The following is an 18,360-nucleotide window of genomic DNA, read 5'->3' on the forward strand; positions in this document are numbered from 1 at the left end:
AAAGGTATTAAAATTAAACTGACCGTCAAAGATGTGGCCTATGAATGGATTTTCAGTCTATTAAACACTGACTATTTAAAACAGCGAAAAACCATCATAAATAGCAATACAAACAACTCTACATCATAAGGTTTGACTTAATTGAACATAAAGCCGCAACAGGGAATTGCCTTAATCACGATTCTGGTCATGGTAGCTTTGGCGACCATCCTTGCTGCGACTATTGCCAAAAGACAGGCCAATACAGCTGAAAACACGGCATATTTGATGCGTCAGAACCAGTCACTATTATATGCCAAAAGTGCTGAAGCCTTTTTTTCAGAACTGCTGGTTGATGATGCGGAAAATGCCGGTGATATTGATCATTTGCAAGAAAACTGGGCCAAACCTATGCCGGCGTTTCCTGTAGAGGATGGTTTTGTATCTGGAACTTTGGAAGATCAATCAGGAAAATTTAATTTAAATAGCCTGGTGAATGCGGATGGTACGCCAAATCTTCAGGCAAAAGCCTGGTTTGAAAAATTGCTGCTACGTGTGGGATTGCCGGAAAAGTTGAGTGAAGCCGTGATTGACTGGCAAGATGTGGATAATGAAACTATTGGCGCAATGGGGGCTGAAGCCAGCTATTATCAGGGACTAGCACAAGGCTATTTACCGGCAAACAGTAAATTTCATAGTGTGCAAGAACTTAAACTGGTGCGCGGCTTTGAAGGTGCGAAATACCTGCAAATTGCCGATTATGTGACTGCTGTACCGACTTCCGACAGCAAGGTAAATATAAATACCGCTCCGGCAATGTTGCTGGCAAGTCTTGATCCCAAACTGGACATCAAAGCAGTACAACAAGTGTTGCAACGGCGGCAAAGCAATTTAGAGTATTTTGCCAGTGTAAATGACCTATGGGCAATTGAGCCGTTTAGTCAGGTGAGTGTCGATGTTCGGGGGGAAGTCAGTAATCTGTTAGGTGTGAAATCCGAGTATTTCAAAGCTAAAATTGACATGATGCTTAGTGGACGTAAACGCCAGTTCAGTAGTGATTTGGTGCGACAGGATAAGACAGTTTATGTGTCATCTCGCAGCATGGCGCCATTTTGATGAGCTTAAACACGGTGTTGCAAAAAAATGGCACCGTCATTTCTGAAGCTGGATGAGTTTCTCCAATGATGCTGAACAGTAAAATTCATGCGCAGATTGCCACTTTTACTTTATAACTTTCGCATTTGCTTTATAATTGAGTTCAATTCACAGATTTTTGATTGCATCACGGCACATGTTAATTCGTAAGTTATTTAAATTTGAAAATGCTCATATTGTGCGAAATTGCACATCGGATCGCTGTAAGCGTTCGATTCATGGTCATAGCTATAAGGTTGAATTATTGCTTAAGGCTTCGAAGCTTGATCATGGTCAAATGGTCTATGACTTCGGATTATTAAAAGGCGTAATCAAGGATATTTTTGACAGTTTTGATCATGCGATCTGCTTCTGGCAACATGATGATGCTGAATATATTGATGCCTGTAAAAAATTTAGCGCACGCTGGGTGTCTTTACCCGTTTCACCATCTGCAGAACAGTTTTCCCGTATTTTCTTCTATCTGGCACAGCAAGTGCTTGCATCTACCGAAACCCAAAACGGGGAAGGTGATGTAGAGGTCTATTCGGTGATTGTGCATGAAACTGATACCGGTTATGCGCAAAGCTTTATCGAAGACATTGAAAATGAGCAAATGGGTGTACTCAGCCTTGATAAAATTGTGTTTTCTGAACAGGTTCGAGTGGAATGGGCAGATCCTAAAATGTATGAAAAATTACAACAAGGCCTTAAATTCCAAAACCCAACGGTTGATCTTCAAGTGAAAATCTAAAGATTATTCAATTCATGGGTATATTGAACAAAGAAAGAATTAGGAAGGAAGTATGTCTTTAACTGAACAGCAGCAAACGAAACTTGATAAAATCCAGTTAGAGGCAAGTTGGAAGAATGCCTTGAGCGAATTTTTGCTTAGTGCCAAAATGGATGATTTAAAACAGTTTCTTGTTACTGAAAAAAATGCGGATAAAGTTATATATCCACCTAATTCACTCATTTTTAATGCTTTAAATACAACACCCTTTAATCGCGTTAAAGTCGTTATTCTGGGGCAAGATCCTTATCATGGCCCCAATCAGGCTCATGGATTAAGTTTTTCAGTACAAAAAGGGGTTGCATTACCACCATCTTTACGTAATATTTTTCATGAATTAAATACCGACCTTGGTATTCCTGTTCCCAAGCACGGTGATTTAACCCGTTGGGCTGAACAAGGGGTGTTATTGCTCAATGCAGTATTGACTGTCGAGGCAGGACAGCCGACATCACATCAAAAACGTGGCTGGGAAGATTTTACTGATCACGTAATTGACGTTTTAAACGAGCAGTGTGAACACATTGTATTTATCCTTTGGGGCGCGTATGCGCAACGTAAAGGACAACGTATCGATCAAAATAAGCATCTGGTATTGAAAGCTGCGCATCCTTCGCCTTTGTCAGCAAACCGTGGTGGTTTTTTTGGTTGTAAAGTCTTTTCGAAAGCAAATAATTATCTGAAACAAAATGGCATTGAGCCGATCAATTGGCAGCTGGACGCATGACACAATCTCCTGAATTAAAAAATTATCATCCCGATCTTATCGTAGAGGAGGCGAAAAATGGCTGGCGCATTGTTCGCCTGAACCGCCCGAAATCTCTACATGCCCTGGATGAATCTATCGTTACTGCACTTTTGCAGGTGTTCCAAGATTTTCATTATGATGATGCGGTAAAAGCAATTTGGCTGGATTCAACTACGCCTAAAGCATTTTGCGCCGGTGGTGATGTGCGTAAACTGCGTCAGTTAGTCATCAATGACGAAGTTGCCACTGCCAATAAATTCTTTGAACAGGAATATGCATTAGACCTGTTACTTCATAATTATGCCAAGCCGGTACTGGTATGGGGCGAAGGTTATGTGATGGGTGGTGGTTTGGGCCTGTTTATGGCTGCACCATTTCGTTTGGTTACCCCTTACTCGCGTTTGGCGATGCCTGAAATTAACATTGGCTTGTATCCAGACGTGGGTGCGACCCGCTTCCTGGCAGATCGTGGCGCGATTGGTTTATTTACCGGTTTAACCGGTTCAATCATGACTGCTGCTGGTGCTTACGGGATTGGCTGGGCTACTCATATTTGTGAGGCGCAGCGTGATAATGTGTTGGAAAAAATGCTGGATATTGACTGGGGACATTATCCTGCTGGGGATTTTCGTGCTATTGATGACACCTTAAACAGTATGCATCGCCCTGTGGGTCCTGGTCCGCTGCAAAATTCATTGGATGTTATTCATAGTGTTTGCCGTGGGGTCAACTTTGAACAGGACTATGAATCGATTATCGGACTCAGTGATGCACGCAGTGACTGGCTCCGTCAAGCCAGTGAAAACTTGCAAAAGGGTTCACCAGCGACTGCTGCAATTACCTGGCTATTATGGCAATGGGGCAAGCGTGTTCATTCCTGGAATGAAGTTTTTGAGCTGGAAACGCAAATATCTAACTGGAAGATTCGCCATCCAGATTTCGTAGAGGGTGTGCGGGCACGTTTGGTTGATAAAGACCTGTCTCCAGAATGGAAAAAAGGCAGTGATTTTTCTTTAAAAGCGATTTTGTCTGATTGTCCACCCGTGACCAATATCCAAAGCTGGAATGATTTATTAAAGCATTACGGTGTAATCAGCTAATAATATGACTGATGCTCCACAATTGACTGATGAATACTGGATGCAGTTTGCTTATGAGCAAGCTGCCATTGCAGCCTCAAAACAAGAGATTCCTGTGGGTGCAGTCATTGTCAGTCAAAATCAGATTATTGGTGCAGGATATAATGCGCCCATTTGTTTAAATGATCCGACAGCACATGCTGAAGTTCAGGCATTACGCCAGGCTTGTGCTCATCTGAATAATTATCGTTTGCCCGAAGACTCGGTTCTGTATGTGACTTTAGAGCCTTGTACCATGTGTGTCGGGGCATTGATTCATGCGCGGGTGTCACGAGTCGTGTTTGGCACCACCGAGCCGAAAGCAGGATCGCTGGTCAGTGCACGCAAGTTATTGGAAACCGGATACTATAACCATCAGTTTGATTTTGCTGCCGGATGTCTGGATGAGCAGTGTTCTAAACAGCTCAGCGATTTTTTCAAAATGCGCCGTGAGCAAAAAAGATTGCAGAAGTTACAAGAAAAGTCCCTAAATGATCAGAATCATTAATTCAAACCATGTAAACTATAATGACAATGAGTATTGTCAATAAAAATCAGGATAAGTCATGAATTCTATTCAAGTAAAAAAAGAATTTAACGCACCCATCGATCAGGTTTTCGAATTGTTATCTAAGCATGCCACTTACAATGTCGCATTTGCACCGATTCAGGTTGAGCGGGTTAAAGACTCCAGTGATCCTGAACGTCTAGATGGGGTGGGTTCGGTGCGCCGTATGGGGTTTGGTCCGATTAAACCTTTACAGGAACAAATTACTTTGCTGGAGCCGAATCAGCGTATCGAATACCAGATTGTGAAAAATCCTTTGGTGAAACATCATCTGGGCATTATCGAGTTTGAAGCAAAAGATGCGGATAAAACTTTGGTCACCTATACGATTGAATTGCAGGCACGTGCACCTTTCATTAGTAAATTAATCCTTGCACAGCTTAAATCTGCGATTAAACTAGGTTTTTCAAAATTAGCTAAAACTGTATAGCGCAAAGTGGAAAATTAATGACAGTTCAAATTATTACCATAGATGGGCCAAGTGGTTCGGGAAAAGGCACCCTTGCCGCTAAACTGGCAGCACATTATCAATTTCATTTGCTTGATTCAGGTGCTCTCTATCGTCTGCTCGGGCTATCATTACATCAACAGGATTTACTCGATTGCCTGGATTCTGAACTGGAACGGTGTGTTAAAATTGCAACAAATTTAGACATAAAATTTGTTACGAATGAGGCGGGTACTCGTGTTGAGCTAGATGGGGAAGATGTGACTCAAACCATCCGTACTGAGCGTGTTGGTGAGTTTGCTTCAAAAGTTGCAGCAATTCCTGAACTTAGAACAGCATTATTGGAGCGTCAACGTGCATTTGCGCAAGCTCCGGGACTGGTTGCGGATGGACGTGATATGGCAACAGCCATCTTCCCGGAAGCACAAGCCAAGATTTATCTGACTGCATCGGCTGAATCGCGAGCTGAGCGAAGAGTAAAGCAGTTGCAGGGTATGGGGCTAGATGTTAAAATAAACGACATTTTAGCTAATATACAAGCTCGAGACAAGCGTGATATGGAGCGCACAGTCGCCCCACTCAAGCCAGCAGCAGATGCATACATTATCGATAGTTCCGCATTGGGCATTGATGAAGTATTCAAGTTGATGACCAGTTTTGTTGACCAGCAATTAGCAAATTAAAGAATTTTTTCAGCGAAAGCATAGCTAGATCAGTTTATTACGGACTATGTGGAAGCTTAATTAAACCGGCCTTGTCTGATCCAAGACCGCTGACTTTATCAGGTATATCATGACCGAATCTTTTGCAGCCCTCTTTGAAGAAAGCGAATTAAACCTCAACGTTGAAAAGGGTGCTGTCATCCAAGGCGTTGTAGTAAATATCGATTCTGACTGGGTAACAGTTGACACTGGCCTTAAATCAGAAGGTATCGTTGACCGCGCTGAATTCTTAAACGACCAACGTGAACTTGAAGTTCAAGTTGGCGATACTGTTGATGTTGTTGTTGAAGCTCTTGACAACGGTATGGGTCAAACAGTTTTATCACGTGAAAAAGCTAAACGTGCTGAAACTTGGACTAAACTTGAAAAAATCTTTGAAGACGGCGAAATCGTTACTGGTGTTATCTCTGGTAAAGTTAAAGGCGGTTTCACTGTTGACATCGGTCCAGTTCGTGCGTTCCTTCCAGGTTCTTTAGTTGATACTCGTCCTATTCGTGATACTACTCACTTAGAAGGTAAAGAGTTAGAATTCAAAGTAATCAAACTTGACGCTAAACGTAACAACGTTGTGGTTTCACGTCGTGCTGTTATGGAAGCTGAATCTTCAGCTGACCGTGAAGCTCTTCTTGCTCAGCTTGAAGAAGGTCAAACAGTTACTGGTACGATCAAGAACCTTACTGATTACGGCGCGTTCGTTGACCTTGGCGGTATCGACGGTCTTCTTCACATCACTGATATGGCTTGGAAACGTATCAAGCACCCATCAGAAGTTGTTGAAGTTGGTCAAGAAGTTACTGTTAAAGTACTTAAATTCGACCGCGAACGTAACCGCGTATCTTTAGGCCTTAAACAATTAGGCGAAGATCCATGGTTAGCGATCATGAACCGTTACCCTAAAGGTTCTATCGTTAAAGCGCGCGTAACTAACCTGACTGATTACGGTTGTTTCGCTGAAATCGCTGAAGGCGTTGAAGGTTTAGTACACGTTTCAGAAATGGACCACACTAACAAAAACATCCACCCATCTAAAGTTGTTCAGATTGGTGACGAAGTTGATGTTATGGTTCTTGAAGTGGACGAAGAACGTCGTCGTATTTCTCTTGGTATCAAACAAACTCGTGCTAACCCATGGGAAGAGTTTGCTAAAGACCACGACAAAGGCGAAAAAGTTTCAGGTACTATTAAATCAATCACTGATTTCGGTATTTTCATCGGTTTACCAGGTGGTATCGATGGTCTAGTTCACTTGTCTGATATTTCTTGGAATGAACAAGGCGAAGAAGCTATCCGTCGTTACAAGAAAGGCGACACTGTTGAAGCGGTTATCCTGTCTGTAGATGCTGAAGGCAACCGTATCAGCCTTGGTATTAAACAAATGAACAGCGATCCGTTCAACGATTTCTTAGCTGCTAACGAACGCGGTGCGCTTGTTAAAGGTACTGTAACTGCAGTTGATGCTCGTGGCGCGACTGTTAAGTTAGCTGACGAAGTTGAAGCGACTCTTAAAGCATCTGAAATCAACCGCGACCGCGTTGAAGATGCAACTAAGTTCCTTGAAGTTGGTCAAGAAGTTGAAGCTAAAATCATCAATGTAGACCGTAAATCTCGCTCTATCAACTTGTCTATCAAAGCGAAAGACGAAGCTGAAGAGAAAGAAGCAGTTGCTAACTTACGTACAGCAACTACAGGTCAAGACAATGGTCCTAAGACTATTGGTGATTTGATCAAAGCTCAAATGGGCAACTAAGTAGACGTTAAAATGTATTGTTAATGTAAATTAACTAATACTTTTTACACAAATACTGTAAACGGTAGCGTAGTATTAACTTATTACGCTACCGTTTTGTATTTAAACAGGTTATTATCGTTTCATCTACAAAGTAGCTTGATAATTAAAGAGGTCGCAGATGACTACGGAAGCACTGAATAAGTCTGACTTAATAGAGCGAATTTCCCTAAAAAATCCACACTTAGCAGAACCATTGGTTGAAGAAGCTGTTAAGATTATGATTGATCAAATGATAGCTGCATTATCATCGGATAATCGTATTGAGATTCGTGGTTTTGGTAGTTTCGCTTTGCATCACCGTGATCCACGTGTGGGACGTAATCCTAAAACAGGTAAATCTGTTGAAGTGGCTGCAAAAGCAGTTCCGCATTTTAAACCTGGTAAAGCATTACGTGATGCAGTAAACGAATCTGCACAGTAATAAAAATTTATGGGGTGTTTATGCGTTACGTATTAGTCGCATTACTCATTGTACTTTTTGGCTATTCTTTAGCTCTTGTACTACAAAACGGTACTGAACTTTCAGTTGACCTACTATTTACACAAGTGCCTGCAATGCGTTTGGGTTTATTGCTGTTATTAACCTTGGCATTAGGTCTGGTACTGGGTTTATTGTTAGGGGTACAAATTTTCCGGGTATTTCAAAATAATTGGGAAATTAAGCGATTACGTAAAGACATAGAATATCTTCGCAAGGAACAAATACAGGCGGCTCAGCTGGCAGCAGCTGAAGCAGCAGCGCATAGCAGACATGAAAAAACAGTTTTAGACATTCATTCTGAAGATCGTTCGTCTAATCCCTTGTAATATGATGTGTTAGTATAATGTTTGAGTTTTAGGAAATTGTGCCTGGAACCAGAACATTGAATAAATTTTAAAACACCCTGAATTGTTTTATTCAGGGTGTTTTTTTATTTTAAAAAGGCAACTATCTATATGTTGTTCAAAATAATAACTTCAATTAACTAATTTTTTTATCACTTTGTTAAAGCCAGGAATACCTTTTATAATAAGCTTTCTTTTTTGTCTGAGCGAAGGTAAGTCTCTTGAGTATCATTGTTGCACTGGATGCTAAAAGCCAATATGACGCGTTAACGATTGCGGAGCAGTTAGATCCTGCATTATGTCGGGTGAAAGTTGGTAAAGAGCTATTTACGCATGAAGGCCCAAGTGTGGTTAAGGCATTGCATGACAAGGGTTTTGAAGTTTTCTTGGACTTGAAGTTTCATGATATTCCAAATACCACAGCTCAAGCAGTGTGTGCTGCAGCAGACCTGGGTGTGTGGATGGTCAATGTGCATGCATCTGGTGGTCGTAAAATGATGGAAACCTGTGTAGAGCGTTTACAAGCAGGGAACTACAAGACCCAGTTAATTGCGGTGACTGTGCTGACTTCCATGGGACGTGAAGATTTAAAAGACATTGGTTTGGATATCGAGCCATTTGAACAAGTGCAACGTCTGGCGAAACTTACTCAAGAAAGTGGTCTGGATGGCGTGGTCTGTTCTGCTCAAGAAGCCAAAATGCTGCGTGAAACTTTAGGAGCAGACTTTGCTTTAGTCACGCCGGGTATTCGTCCGGCAGGTTCGGCAGCAGACGATCAAAAACGAATTGTCACACCGAAGCAGGCGATGCTGGATGGTTCTACACATTTGGTGATTGGTCGTCCAATTACCAAGTCGGAAAATCCGAGTCAAATGCTGAAAGATATTTTGGCAACTTTGTAATTTACACCCTCTCTCTAACTCTCTCCCAAAGGGAGAGAGAACGTTCCATTATCGTAAAAATGAACAAGTCCTCACTCTCTGAGAGATGAGAAGCACTGCTCCGCAAGGGAGGAAGAATTTAAATCGCTGCCAACACGCTCACCAATATCGGTGCCAATACCGAAAGAATAAAACCGCTTACCATGGCGTGTGGAATAAAATCATTACCGCAAGCCTGTTTTACCATGGGCAAGGTAACATCCATCGCGGTTGCTCCTGCTGAGGAAATTGCAGAACGTGGGTAGCGCCAACCGATAATATACATAAACACAATCGCCAGAATTTCTCTAAATAAATCATTCATCAGTGCAATACTGCCAAGATGCGCATTTTTAAGTTCAGTCACTACGATCCCAGTCATGGAATAAAAGCCATAACCTTGCGACAGCATGATGAGATCTTTTAAGCTGATATCTTGAATGATTGATGCTGTAACGAAAGCACCCAGTAGTGAACCGACGATGCAACCCAAGGGTACCAGTAATATTTTCCAATTTAACCAAGATCGGTCCAAGGGTGAATAGGCGAGATCCAAACCAATCAAAAACATGAATACCAATAATAGGTGCCATGTGCTTATCTGCAAGGTATAACCAAAGTTTGTTGCAGATTCAGAGAGTGCATAACCAAATAGCAATGCAATAAAAGCATAACTGATATTAATAAGTGATTTGCTGACCAGGCTCATGGATACTTTGCCATGACTGGGTTGATAGCCTAAAAGCTTGAATAATACATAACAGCAGATAAATGCACCGACACTGGTAAGTATGGCTAAAAGCGCGGCATGATTCAGAATTTGCCAAGGCTGAGCAATGGTGTGCAATGTTTGAGCAAACTCAATAGCAATAGCAATTAATAGTATATAAGTGAAATAGGGTAGAATCTGAAAAGCAAGACGTTCTAACCAGTGCGGTAAACGTCTTGCCAAAATAAATCCAAGTCCTAAGCAAATGAGTAATTGGAAAATCAACCAAAAGGATTGCATAAAGAATTAAGCAGCTAATAAATACCTGCTTATTATGACCTTTAAATATTTAGGCTGCACGACTCCCAGCCGTTTTATTTAGCAGACGGTAATCTGCAGGATTAAGTTTTCTGGTTTGTAGCCAATATTTCCATGTGTAGGTAGGCCAGAGAGCAAAGTTTTTACCGCCATCTTGTTGGTACCAGCTCACACAGCCAGATTGCCACACTGTACCATCGAGTAGTTTTTGTACATCCTGATTGAATCGGTCTTGAGCCTGATCTTTAACCACAATCGCATGACTATGAGAGCTTTCGACCAGTTCAATCATTTTCAGAATATAATTGACCTGAGCCTCAATCATAAAAATGACCGAGTTGTGTGCCAAAACCGTATTAGGCCCTAATAGCTGAAATAAATTGGGGAAGCCTTTGGTGCAAATACCATAAAAGCTTTCTGCACCCGCTTGCCAGGCATCTCGTAAATCTTGTCCGTGTTCACCAGTACATTTAAATGATTTTAGATAAATGCGAGGATCGGTAATAAAACCGGTGCCATAAATTAAGCAATCAATTTTGTATTCTTTGCCATCTTTGGTAATGATGCTGTTTGCGGTTAATTCCTGAATAGCCTCGGTCACCAGTTCAACATTGCTGCGGTTAAAAGTAGGGTAGTACTTATTAGACACTAAAATACGTTTGCAGCCCATGATGTAATCGGGTGTCAGTTTTTGAACCAGATTTCTGTCTTTGACCTGAAACCTGATAAAAGCTTCTGCCAGCTTTTGTGTATATTTCATCACTGTAGGTTGAACAATAGGAACCACGCGAGATTCGTTTGACCAATATAAACGTGCCCGATGCAGCTTTCTAAACCAGTTTAATTTTTTGAATAATTTCTTTTCGATATTCCAATAATGACGTTCATCTCTGGGAATGACCCAAGCCGCGGTACGCTGCAATACATAAAGTTGCTTAACTTTAGGCGCAATTTCAGGAAGATATTGAATCGCGCTGCCACCAGTTCCAATAGAGGCGACATACTTACCGGTTAAATCATATTGATGATCCCAGTGAGAGGAATGAAAAACTTTACCCTGAAATTTTTCAATGCCCGGAATATGCGGGATGTGCGGTACATGCAAAGGACCAGAGGCAAAAACTACAAATTGAGCCATTAAAGTCTGATCATTACTGAACGTAAGTTTCCACTCACAACTCTGGTTATTGTATGTCGCCTCAAGGACTTCACAATTAAATTGGCAATATTTTTCTAAATTATGGTCTGCGACTAAAGCTTGTATATATTTAAAAATTTCAGGTGCTTCTGCATAGCGTTTTGACCAGTCACTTTTCGGTGCGAAAGAAAGAGAATACATATGCGATTGCACATCGCAGGCTGCGCCAGGATATTGATTTTCGCGCCAGGTTCCGCCGACTTCACTGGCTTTTTCCAGAATCACGAAATCATGAATATGGTTTTGTAATAGACGTATAGCCATCGCTAACCCGCCAAAGCCTGCCCCAATAATGGCAATTTTTGTATGTTTCGGTAGAGTTTGGGACTGAGCTGGAGTATGCATTTTTATAGGCCTTATGACATCTATTATTTTTATAGCTTATCGCAAGAGTTGGAAAACCGACATGATAGCCATGACAGAAAAATTGATAGTTTCGGCAATTTGCAAGCTGGAAAAATTATAGTAAAAATTGAGATGTTATTTTCCATATGATCCTGTTATGAAACGATCAATTCTCGGCTTGATGTATTTAATTCAGGGCATGCGTAAAGCAGGTGTGGCGGTTGATTCAAAACTTCAAAGTATTGGATTGCATGCGGAAGCTTTAGATCCTAGCTCAATTATTCATCCTAGCCTGGAATGGGATGTGCTTAAAGTGATTGGACAGGGCGTCGAACCAGAAAAAGGTCTGTTTATTGGACAGCATTATGCACTTGCAGGTTATGGTCCTTTGCTGATGTTGCTGGTTACCACTGAAAACCTGCGTATTGCTTTAGAGCAGGGGATTCGCTATCAGGCATTAACGCATTTAACCGGTGTCTTAAGCCTAAAATATAAAAATCAAAAGGTGGCGCTGTGTTATGCGCCTGAAGATTTAAACAGTGATCTGGGCTTGTTGCGGGCACAATGTGAAATCTCGGGAACATATAAATTTATTCAGGATCTTTATCAAATGATGGGGTTGAGTATTCCTCAAATACATATTGAACTGCCATTTCCGCCACCTGAAGATCAGCAGGTTTTAGAGCTTTACCATCATTACTATGGTGCGGAATTACAGTTTGCTGCCGGTTCTGCGGAATTCTGGTTTGATGATAGCGTATTGGATGTACAGATTCCTTCAGCAGATAAAATGACTTTTAATCTCTATGAAAGCAAATGTATAGCCGAGTTAGAGCGTTTAAAGACGGATGAATCTGTTCCATCCTTGGTGCAGCGTGTACAAGATTATTTAGAACTACAAGAAGGGGTAATACCTACCATGGCGGAAACGGCACAGGCCCTGCAAATTCCAGAGCGAACATTGCGGCATCAATTGCAACAATTGCAAAGTAGTTATAAACAGATACGTGAGCAACTGATTAAAGACAAAGCCTTAAAGTTGATAGAATATAAGGAGTATTCTATTGAAATGATTGCAGAATTACTGGGTTATTCGGAGCCTGCCGCTTTTAATCATGCCTTTAAGCGCTGGTTTGGCCAAAGTCCACGTCAGTACTTTAAATAGTTTCGTAAATAGCCTAAGTATATTAATGCCAAAGTGTTATATATTTCATCTCAATCTTCGCTATACTTTCAATAGCCTAAAATAGTATTCAATGATATGTCAGATTTAAATTCTAAGCACAGTACAGCCTTTATCCCTATGTCACCTGCGGAACGGTATGCGCAAGCGTTATCTTCTGGTCAGTTCATGCCAGATGAAGCACAGGCGCAAGCTGTACATGAGCTGGATCGGGTTTGGCAGGAATTGATTCAGCGTTTTAAAGCATCAAAAAAAGCGTTTCGCCGTTTTCGCCGTCAAACTTCACCACGCGGTGTATACATGTGGGGCGGTGTGGGACGTGGTAAAACCTGGTTAATGGATCAGTTTTTTGAGTCAATTCCGTTTCGCCGTAAAATGCGCATGCATTTCCATCATTTCATGCAGCATGTACACCGTGAATTGAATAAATTATCAGGACAGCGTAATCCGCTGGATCAGGTGGCAGACCAGATTTACCAGCAGGCAGTCGTCATCTGTTTTGATGAGTTCTTTGTCTCTAATGTCACTGACGCCATGATTCTGAGTGAGTTATTCCAGAAACTGTTTACCCGTGGCATTACTTTGGTGGCAACTTCAAATATTGCGCCGGATGGTTTATATAAAAACGGAATTCATCGTGACCGTTTCATGCCTACCATTGAAATGGTTAAAAAACATTGTGTCATTCTCAATGTAGATGCCGGTGTGGATTATCGGTTGCGTGTGCTTAAACAGGCACAATTGTTTAAGCATCCATTAACGCATGAGCATAAGCTTTGGATTGCCCAGCGTTTTACCGCTTTAACCCAGACGCAGACCCAGTCACAAGAACCAATCATCATCAATAACCGTATTGTCGAAACCATTGGTCATACCGAAGATGTATTGTGGTGTGAATATTCAGAGCTATGCTTAAAACCGCGTAGTCCGGCTGACTTTATTGAAATTGCCAACGTATATAATACCGTGCTGGTGAGCAATGTGCCGCATCTCACCGATTACTTGTCGGAAGGTGCGCGCCGTTTTATTTATCTGGTCGATGAGTTTTATGACCGTGGCGTCAAACTGTTGCTGACTTCAGAAGACAGTATTATTGATATTTATCAAGGTGAAAAACTGGCTTTTGAAATTGAACGCACGCGTTCACGTTTACTGGAAATGCAGTCCGATGATTATCTGAATGCTGAACATCGACAAATACAGGGTTCAGCCTCGGAAGCCATCTAAATATCAAGCGCCTAATTAGGCGCTTTTTTTATATAAATTCTTTGCCTGATTTATCGACATTTTGGCTTATTCATGGCTTAATCTTGGCTCGATAGCGATGAGAAATAAGCTTTTGCGTAGTTTTAAAGCAAAATTCTGCACTTAAGTCTAATTTCGACATTTTAAAAACTTTATAAACTATAAAAAGGTATTCAGGCAAATAATAATGTTGCATTTGTGATCTGTATTTTATTGAGTGATGTAGATATTCATTTATTAGAAAATGATCATTATTTAGGAATGTGATAGTACTATTCAGCTAAGTATAAATCGGTATACTAGAATCTCTTGTTATAAAAAGTAGCAATATCAGGAAAGACAATGACTGCACGTATTCAAAAAGGCAAGTTAGCGATTGCTAAAGAACTTTACGATTTCATCGAAAATGAAGCATTACCAGGTTCTGGTTTAGACAGTGAAACATACTGGAAAAACTTTGAACAAGTCGTTGTCGATCTTAGCCCAAAGAACAAAGCACTATTGGCTAAGCGTGACGACATTCAGGCGAAAATTGATGAATGGCACCGCAACAACAAATTTGAACTCGAAGCTTACAAAGCTTTCCTTAAAGAAATTGGCTACTTATTACCAGAAGTAGAAGATTTCCAAATCAGCACAGAAAATGTAGATGAAGAAATCGCATTATTGGCTGGTGCACAGTTAGTAGTACCTGTGCGTAATGCACGTTACTGCTTGAATGCTGCGAATGCACGTTGGGGCTCTTTATACGATGCTCTTTACGGTTTTGACGTGATCTCTGAAGAAGGCGGCGCGGAAAAAGGTAAGGGCTATAACCCGGTTCGTGGCGATAAAGTTATCGCATTTGCTAAAAACTTCTTAGATGAAACCTTCCCATTGGCAAATGGTTCGCATGCAGATGCAACTAAATATGCAGTTGAAGGCAAAAAATTAGCTGTAACCTTAAAAGACGGTTCAACGACTACTTTAGCAAAAGAAGCTCAATTCGTTGGTTTTAATGGTGAAGAAGCAGCACCTACAGAAATCATTCTTTTGAACAACGGCTTACACGTTGTAATTGAAATTGATGCAACTAGCCCAATTGGTAAAACTGACGCTGCTGGCGTAAAAGATCTTGTACTTGAAGCGGCTGTAACCACCATTCAAGACTTGGAAGACTCTATCGCAGCTGTCGATGCTGAAGAGAAAGTTGAAGGCTACCGTAACTGGTTAGGCTTAATGCGCGGTACACTTTCAGAGTCAATCGAGAAAAATGGCAAGACTGTTACTCGTACACTGAACCAAGACCGTACGCACAAGAATTTGATCGGTGGTGAAACTAAACTTCACGGCCGTTCATTGATGCTGCTTCGTAACGTGGGTCACTTGATGACAAACCCAGCGATCCTTGTAGATGGTCAAGAGATCTACGAAGGTATCATGGATGCGTTAATCACCCCATTGCTTACTTTTGCAGACATCAAAGGCGAAAACACGATCAAGAACTCACGTAAAGGTTCTATGTACATCGTGAAGCCAAAAATGCACGGCCCAGAAGAAGTTGCATTTGCGGTTGAGCTATTTGAACGTGCTGAACAGGCGCTTGGTTTACCTGCAAAAACATTAAAAATCGGGATCATGGATGAAGAACGCCGTACATCTGTAAACTTGAAAAACTGTATCGCTCAAGCGAAAGACCGTACCATCTTCATTAACACGGGCTTCATGGACCGTACCGGTGATGAAATCCATACCTTTATGGAAGCAGGTCCATTTGTTCGTAAAGGCGAAGTGAAGTCACAAATCTGGTTCCCGGCTTATGAAAACCGTAACGTGATGATCGGCCTTCAAGCAGGTTTACGTGGTAAAGCACAGATTGGTAAAGGCATGTGGCCTAAACCGGACATGCTGGCAGACATGTACAAAACCAAGATTGAGCATCCAGAAGCTGGCGCAAGCTGTGCATGGGTTCCATCTCCATCTGGCGCGGTGATTCACGCGATCCACTATCATCAATGCAACGTGTCTGAGCGTCAAAAAGAATTGTTGAATACTCAGCCATTATCATTAGATGACTTGTTAACGCCGCCTTTAGCGACTGATACCAACTGGTCTGAAGAAGAGAAAACCAAAGAGCTTGAAAATAACCTTCAAGGTATCTTGGGTTATGTCGTTCGTTGGGTTGACTTGGGTGTAGGTTGTTCTAAAGTTCCAGACATCAATGATGTTGGCTTGATGGAAGACCGTGCAACATTACGTATTTCTTCTCAACACGTTGCCAACTGGTTACGTCACGGTATTGTAACTGCTGAGCAAGTTGAAGAAGTAATGCAGCGTATGGCAAAAGTGGTTGATGAGCAAAATGCGAATGACCCCCTTTATACACCAATGGCGCCAAACTTCAACGGTTATGCATATCAAGCTGCTTATGACTTGGTATTCAAGGGTGGTGAACAGCCTTCTGGTTATACCGAGCCACTACTTCACGCAGCACGTTTGAAGTTAAAAGGTTATACAGGTGATTAATCCTCACACTGTTTAATAGAAAAAGCCTCTTCGGAGGCTTTTTTATTGTCTAAAAGTAACTAAAAGCCCTTTATTCTGGCACTTTAATGCATTCAGCTTTACATTAATCCTTAAAGCAGAATAAGTAAGGGATTTGATGATGCAAGCTTATCAATTTAATGATGAACAATTTATTGCAGGGCATTGGCTGAAAGGCACATCAACCCATACGCTGAATAATCTTAATCCCTATACTCAAGAACTTATTCTGAAATTGCAGGCTGCTAGCCTGGTTGATGTGGATAGTGCCTATTTTGCGGCAGAGCGTAGTTTTGCTACTTGGTCGCAAACGCTTCCATCCGAGCGTAAAAATATCATCCTTCGGGTTTTGGATGTGGTCAAAAATAGACGCGAAGAAATTGTTCACTGGTTAATTCAAGAATCCGGCAGTACACGTTTAAAAGCCAATCTTGAAGTAGATGCGGTATTGGGCATTATTAATGAGGCGATGACATTTCCTGAAAGAATGACAACCCGTGAATTGCAATCGACAGATCCTGACCGAAAAAGTTATGCGGTACAAAAACCTTTGGGTGTCATTGCCGTCATTAGTCCCTGGAACTTTCCATTTCACCTGAGTATGCGTTCTGTGGTTACAGCCATTGCAATTGGAAATTGCGTGGTGTTAAAGCCTGCAACTGATACCCCGATTACAGGAGGACTATTACTGGCCAAAATTTTTGAAGAAGCAGGACTCCCTCAAGGTGTATTCAGCGTGGTTGCAGGTTTAGGCAGTGAAATTGGAGATTACTTTGTTGAGCACGATACGCCTAAAATGATTTCATTCACCGGTTCAACTCTAGTTGGAAAACGTGTCGGACAACTGGCAGTCGGGGGTAATCATCTGAAACGAATTGCACTGGAACTGGGAGGTAATGCACCTTTAGTGGTTCTAGATGATGCAGATATCGATCTGGCGGTGGAGCTGGCAGTGATGGGACGTTTTTTGCATCAGGGGCAAATTTGTATGAGCACCAACCGGGTGATTGTCGATGCTAAAGTTTATGATGTTTTTGTTGAAAAACTGATTCAACGAACCAAAAATATTAGCTATGGTGATCCTTCGAATGAAAACACGTTAATAGGGCCAATTATCAATGCTTCACAGCTAGAAAAAATAAGACAGATCATTAGCCAGGCATTACAAGAGGGAACAAAACTGATGGTTCATGATGAGATTCAGGGAAATGTCATTCCACCCCATATTTTTGTTGATGTAAATCCAGATTCCAGTTTAGCTAAAGAAGAAAGTTTTGGGCCAGTCCTACCGATCATTAAGGCACAAAATGAATCAGATGCCTTACGCTTAGCCAATGACACAGCTTATGGATTGTCGAGTGCAGTATGTACTAGCGACCTCGAGCGTGGAAAACATTTTGCGATGCAGATCGATGCCGGTATGACGCATCTCAATTCCATTACTGTAGCGGATCAACCGAATGCTCCTTTTGGTGGAGAGAAAAATTCCGGCCTAGGACGTTTTAATGGACAGTGGATATTGGAAGAGTTTAGCCGTACACATTGGTTAACGATTCCGAATACTGAAGGGCAGTAAAAGCCATTATATAAAGTTATAATAGGGGCAGCCTTATTATAAAATTGGTCGTATGTGTGCTAACTTTAAACCGCTTACTTTAAAACAGTTACGTGATTTAAATCTTCCTGATATTCCATTTGAATATCCAGAGGAAGTCTATCCCAATTATGAGTTGCCTCTGTTATTTAAGTCTGAGCAAGGTTTGGAATGGAGAAAGGTGCATTTTGGCTTAATTCC

Annotated in this window: 17 protein-coding genes and 2 pseudogenes; 17 read left to right on the forward strand and 2 right to left on the reverse strand. The window is 41.4% G+C overall.

What is annotated here, in order from left to right; all coding sequences use genetic code 11:
* From B4C48_RS12115 to pyrF, 12 genes and pseudogenes are all read left to right on the forward strand, one after another.
* Positions 1–129 (forward strand): annotated as a pseudogene (locus B4C48_RS12115) (type II secretion system protein GspJ); the annotation flags it as partial.
* An 18-nt stretch (positions 130–147) separates the two neighbouring features.
* Complete coding sequence (gspK, locus tag B4C48_RS12120) at positions 148–1,095, forward strand: type II secretion system minor pseudopilin GspK (protein WP_291356947.1); 948 nt, start codon at positions 148–150, stop codon at positions 1,093–1,095.
* A gap of 175 nt (positions 1,096–1,270) precedes the next feature.
* Positions 1,271–1,867, forward strand: a complete 597-nt coding sequence (locus tag B4C48_RS12125) for a 6-pyruvoyl trahydropterin synthase family protein (protein WP_291356844.1) — start codon at positions 1,271–1,273, stop codon at positions 1,865–1,867.
* Between the two features lie 52 nt (positions 1,868–1,919).
* Entirely contained in the window at positions 1,920–2,633 is a 714-nt protein-coding gene (gene ung, locus B4C48_RS12130; protein WP_291356846.1) for a uracil-DNA glycosylase, read from the forward strand.
* On the forward strand, positions 2,630–3,754 hold the full coding sequence (locus B4C48_RS12135; RefSeq protein ID WP_291356848.1) for an enoyl-CoA hydratase/isomerase family protein: 1,125 nt from the start codon (positions 2,630–2,632) through the stop codon (positions 3,752–3,754). Before ung ends, B4C48_RS12135 begins: the two co-directional genes overlap by 4 nt.
* A 4-nt stretch (positions 3,755–3,758) precedes the next feature.
* Complete coding sequence (tadA, locus tag B4C48_RS12140; protein ID WP_291356850.1) at positions 3,759–4,280, forward strand: tRNA adenosine(34) deaminase TadA; 522 nt, start codon at positions 3,759–3,761, stop codon at positions 4,278–4,280.
* A gap of 58 nt (positions 4,281–4,338) precedes the next feature.
* Positions 4,339–4,770: an SRPBCC family protein gene (locus B4C48_RS12145; RefSeq protein WP_291356852.1), complete on the forward strand. Its 432-nt coding sequence runs from the start codon at positions 4,339–4,341 to the stop codon at positions 4,768–4,770.
* 17 nt (positions 4,771–4,787) lie between these two features.
* The gene (gene cmk / locus B4C48_RS12150) at positions 4,788–5,471 is read left to right on the forward strand and encodes a (d)CMP kinase (protein WP_291356854.1); all 684 of its coding nucleotides are present in this window, start codon (positions 4,788–4,790) and stop codon (positions 5,469–5,471) included.
* 109 nt (positions 5,472–5,580) lie between these two features.
* The gene (gene rpsA, locus B4C48_RS12155) at positions 5,581–7,257 is read left to right on the forward strand and encodes a 30S ribosomal protein S1 (RefSeq protein WP_291356856.1); all 1,677 of its coding nucleotides are present in this window, start codon (positions 5,581–5,583) and stop codon (positions 7,255–7,257) included.
* Between the two features lie 160 nt (positions 7,258–7,417).
* The gene (locus tag B4C48_RS12160; RefSeq protein WP_067726064.1) at positions 7,418–7,720 is read left to right on the forward strand and encodes an integration host factor subunit beta; all 303 of its coding nucleotides are present in this window, start codon (positions 7,418–7,420) and stop codon (positions 7,718–7,720) included.
* Positions 7,721–7,740: 20 nt separating this feature from the next.
* The gene (locus B4C48_RS12165; RefSeq protein WP_291356860.1) at positions 7,741–8,106 is read left to right on the forward strand and encodes a lipopolysaccharide assembly protein LapA domain-containing protein; all 366 of its coding nucleotides are present in this window, start codon (positions 7,741–7,743) and stop codon (positions 8,104–8,106) included.
* A gap of 239 nt (positions 8,107–8,345) precedes the next feature.
* The gene (gene pyrF, locus B4C48_RS12170; protein WP_291356862.1) at positions 8,346–9,026 is read left to right on the forward strand and encodes an orotidine-5'-phosphate decarboxylase; all 681 of its coding nucleotides are present in this window, start codon (positions 8,346–8,348) and stop codon (positions 9,024–9,026) included.
* Positions 9,027–9,144: 118 nt separating this feature from the next.
* Here the strand turns inward: pyrF and B4C48_RS12175 are convergent, their stop codons facing one another.
* Together B4C48_RS12175 and B4C48_RS12180 are read right to left on the reverse strand one after the other, a co-directional pair.
* Positions 9,145–10,053 (reverse strand): lysine exporter LysO family protein, encoded by a 909-nt coding sequence (locus tag B4C48_RS12175; protein ID WP_291356864.1) that lies wholly within the window; start codon positions 10,051–10,053, stop codon positions 9,145–9,147.
* Positions 10,054–10,102: 49 nt separating this feature from the next.
* Positions 10,103–11,614, reverse strand: coding sequence for a flavin-containing monooxygenase (locus B4C48_RS12180; protein ID WP_291356866.1), 1,512 nt, complete (start codon positions 11,612–11,614; stop codon positions 10,103–10,105).
* A 157-nt stretch (positions 11,615–11,771) separates the two neighbouring features.
* Between B4C48_RS12180 and B4C48_RS12185 the strand changes: the two genes are divergently transcribed.
* The 5 genes and pseudogenes from B4C48_RS12185 to B4C48_RS14220 form a co-directional block, all read left to right on the forward strand.
* Positions 11,772–12,779, forward strand: coding sequence for an AraC family transcriptional regulator (locus B4C48_RS12185; RefSeq protein WP_291356868.1), 1,008 nt, complete (start codon positions 11,772–11,774; stop codon positions 12,777–12,779).
* Between the two features lie 96 nt (positions 12,780–12,875).
* Positions 12,876–14,024 carry a cell division protein ZapE gene (zapE, locus tag B4C48_RS12190; RefSeq protein ID WP_291356870.1) on the forward strand — a complete coding sequence of 383 codons (1,149 nt, stop codon included), beginning with the start codon at positions 12,876–12,878 and terminating at the stop codon, positions 14,022–14,024.
* Positions 14,025–14,384: 360 nt separating this feature from the next.
* Positions 14,385–16,547 (forward strand): malate synthase G, encoded by a 2,163-nt coding sequence (locus B4C48_RS12195; protein WP_291356872.1) that lies wholly within the window; start codon positions 14,385–14,387, stop codon positions 16,545–16,547.
* Between the two features lie 136 nt (positions 16,548–16,683).
* Positions 16,684–18,141 (forward strand): aldehyde dehydrogenase family protein, encoded by a 1,458-nt coding sequence (locus B4C48_RS12200; RefSeq protein WP_291356874.1) that lies wholly within the window; start codon positions 16,684–16,686, stop codon positions 18,139–18,141.
* Positions 18,142–18,193: 52 nt separating this feature from the next.
* Positions 18,194–18,360 (forward strand): annotated as a pseudogene (locus B4C48_RS14220) (DUF159 family protein); the annotation flags it as partial.

It is taken from the genome of Acinetobacter sp. UBA3106 (assembly GCA_002365595.1).
Taxonomy (GTDB): domain Bacteria; phylum Pseudomonadota; class Gammaproteobacteria; order Pseudomonadales; family Moraxellaceae; genus Acinetobacter.

What these genes read in the sequence shown, in the direction of transcription:
- B4C48_RS12125 (WP_291356844.1), top strand. Translation starts at nt 1,271, where the DNA reads ATGTTAATTCGTAAGTTATTTAAATTTGAAAATGCTCATATTGTGCGA.
- ung (WP_291356846.1), top strand. Translation starts at nt 1,920, where the DNA reads ATGTCTTTAACTGAACAGCAGCAAACGAAACTTGATAAAATCCAGTTA.
- B4C48_RS12135 (WP_291356848.1), top strand. Translation starts at nt 2,630, where the DNA reads ATGACACAATCTCCTGAATTAAAAAATTATCATCCCGATCTTATCGTA.
- tadA (WP_291356850.1), top strand. Translation starts at nt 3,759, where the DNA reads ATGACTGATGCTCCACAATTGACTGATGAATACTGGATGCAGTTTGCT.
- B4C48_RS12145 (WP_291356852.1), top strand. Translation starts at nt 4,339, where the DNA reads ATGAATTCTATTCAAGTAAAAAAAGAATTTAACGCACCCATCGATCAG.
- cmk (WP_291356854.1), top strand. Translation starts at nt 4,788, where the DNA reads ATGACAGTTCAAATTATTACCATAGATGGGCCAAGTGGTTCGGGAAAA.
- rpsA (WP_291356856.1), top strand. Translation starts at nt 5,581, where the DNA reads ATGACCGAATCTTTTGCAGCCCTCTTTGAAGAAAGCGAATTAAACCTC.
- B4C48_RS12160 (WP_067726064.1), top strand. Translation starts at nt 7,418, where the DNA reads ATGACTACGGAAGCACTGAATAAGTCTGACTTAATAGAGCGAATTTCC.
- B4C48_RS12165 (WP_291356860.1), top strand. Translation starts at nt 7,741, where the DNA reads ATGCGTTACGTATTAGTCGCATTACTCATTGTACTTTTTGGCTATTCT.
- B4C48_RS12175 (WP_291356864.1), bottom strand. Translation starts at nt 10,053, where the DNA reads ATGCAATCCTTTTGGTTGATTTTCCAATTACTCATTTGCTTAGGACTT.
- B4C48_RS12180 (WP_291356866.1), bottom strand. Translation starts at nt 11,614, where the DNA reads ATGCATACTCCAGCTCAGTCCCAAACTCTACCGAAACATACAAAAATT.
- B4C48_RS12185 (WP_291356868.1), top strand. Translation starts at nt 11,772, where the DNA reads ATGAAACGATCAATTCTCGGCTTGATGTATTTAATTCAGGGCATGCGT.
- zapE (WP_291356870.1), top strand. Translation starts at nt 12,876, where the DNA reads ATGTCAGATTTAAATTCTAAGCACAGTACAGCCTTTATCCCTATGTCA.
- B4C48_RS12195 (WP_291356872.1), top strand. Translation starts at nt 14,385, where the DNA reads ATGACTGCACGTATTCAAAAAGGCAAGTTAGCGATTGCTAAAGAACTT.
- B4C48_RS12200 (WP_291356874.1), top strand. Translation starts at nt 16,684, where the DNA reads ATGATGCAAGCTTATCAATTTAATGATGAACAATTTATTGCAGGGCAT.